Annotated in this window: 3 protein-coding genes; all 3 read left to right on the forward strand. The window is 69.4% G+C overall.

Features of this window, described 5'->3' with window-relative positions:
* Positions 1 to 1020 (forward strand): MFS transporter (locus ACE3PU_RS10695; protein WP_374389540.1); only part of this gene is annotated, 1020 nt, incomplete at its 5' end.
* Positions 1021 to 1119: 99 nt separating this feature from the next.
* Complete coding sequence (locus ACE3PU_RS10700; RefSeq protein ID WP_374389542.1) at positions 1120 to 1500, forward strand: sirohydrochlorin chelatase; 381 nt, start codon at positions 1120 to 1122, stop codon at positions 1498 to 1500.
* Positions 1501 to 1508: 8 nt separating this feature from the next.
* A partial coding sequence (locus ACE3PU_RS10705; protein ID WP_374389544.1) for an ANTAR domain-containing response regulator occupies positions 1509 to 1993 on the forward strand: 485 nt, incomplete at its 3' end.

Genomic DNA, 1993 nt, shown 5'->3' on the forward strand with positions numbered 1-1993 from the left:
GCGACGGCGCTGATCGTCAAGGTATTTTCCGGTGCGCTCAGCGATTACCTGGGCCGGCGCAAGGGGCTGGCGGTCTTCGGCTATGCGCTGGGGGCGCTGACCAAGCCGGTGTTCGCGCTCGCCTCGGGCGCCGGCATCGTCCTCGCCGCCCGCCTGCTCGACCGCATCGGCAAGGGCGTGCGCGGCGCCCCGCGCGATGCCCTGATCGCCGATCTCGCGCCACCGGCGATCCGCGGCGCCGCCTTCGGGCTGCGTCAGTCGCTCGATACGGTCGGCGCCTTCGTCGGCCCGCTGCTCGCCACCGGGCTGATGCTGCTGTGGGCCGACGATTTCCGGGCAGTCTTCTGGGTTGCCGTGATTCCCGGCCTGCTCGCCGTCGCCCTGCTGTGGGCCGGCGTCCGCGAGCCGCACCGGGCGCAGCCGGAAAGGCGCGGCAACCCGATCTCGCGCGCCAGCCTGCGGCGGCTGGGGGGCGCCTACTGGTGGGTGGTCGGTGTCGGCGGGCTGTTCACGCTGGCCCGCTTCAGCGAGGCCTTTCTCGTTCTGCGCGCGCAACAGTCGGGCATCGCGCTGGCGCTGGTGCCGCTGGTCATGGTCGCCATGAATCTCGTCTATGCGCTGGCCGCCTACCCGTTTGGCCGCCTGTCCGACCGCGTCAGCCATGCCGGTTTGCTGGCCGGCGGCCTGCTGGTGCTGGTCACCGCCGACCTGGTGCTGGCGGCCAGCGTGCACTGGGGCGCGCTGCTGGCCGGGGTGGCGCTGTGGGGCATCCATCTCGGCATCACCCAGGGGCTGCTGGCGACGATGGTCGCCGCTACGGCGCCAGCCGACCTGCGCGGCACGGCGTTCGGCTTCTTCAACCTGGTCAGCGGCGTCGCCATGCTGCTTGCCAGCCTGTGCGCGGGGCTGCTGTGGGATCGCTTCGGGGCCGAATTCACTTTTTACGCCGGCGCGGCGTTCAGCCTGGTCGCCCTCCTGGCGCTTGCCGGACGGCCACGCGGAACGCCGTCGCGCGGGTGATTTCCGTTCGCCGCAGGCGGGCGCATACTGTACGTGTCTGCACCGCTGGCCTTCCGGCCGTCCGGGCGGCATAATCCGCCTCCTTTCAGGAGTTGACTCATGACCACGGCCATCATCCTCTTCGCCCACGGCGCCCGCGATCCGGAATGGGCCAATCCGCTGCGCCGCGTCCAGGCGGCGATCCGCCAGCGGGCCGGCGACAAGGCGGTCGAGCTCGCCTTCCTCGAATTCATGGCGCCGACGCTGGCCGACTGCGCGGCGGGGCTGGTCGCCGGCGGCGCGTCGGAGATTGTCGTGATTCCGATGTTCATCGCCCAGGGTGGCCATCTCAAGCGCGACGTGCCGGAAATGCTGGACCAGTTGCGGTCGACCCATCCGGAAGTGCGATTTTCATTGGCGGGGGCGATCGGCGAGCACGAAACCGTCGTCCAGGCCATGGCGGCGGCGGCGTTGCAAGCGGCTGGTTCGGAGTTTGCTTAACCCCCCGCATGCTTACCGTACTCGTCATCGATGAATCCCGTTCGCGGGCTGGAGAAATCTGCGCCGGGCTGGCGCTCGCCGGCTATCAGGTGGCCGCCATCCTGGCCGGCTCGGAAAACCTGACGGCGGAGGTGGAGAAACTCCAGCCCGACGTCATCCTGATCGACACCGACAGCCCGAGCCGCGACACGCTGGAAAATCTGGCGGCGATGCACAAGGACATGCCACGGCCGGTCGTCATCTTCACCCAGGAAGACGGCCAGGCGACCATCCGCGACGCCGTCAGGGCGGGCGTTTCGGCCTACGTGGTGGATGGCCTTGATCCCAGGCGCATCAAGCCGATTGTCGAGGTGGCGCGCGCCCGTTTCGAGGATACGCAGGCGCTGCGTCGCGAACTCGACGAGATTTCGCAGAAGCTTTCCGAGCGCAAGCTGGTCGACAAGGCCAAGGGCGTGCTGATGAAGGCGCGCGGGCTCGACGAGGACGCGGCCTA

Source organism: Brevundimonas sp. (assembly GCF_041911375.1).
In the GTDB taxonomy this organism is placed as follows: domain Bacteria; phylum Pseudomonadota; class Alphaproteobacteria; order Caulobacterales; family Caulobacteraceae; genus Brevundimonas.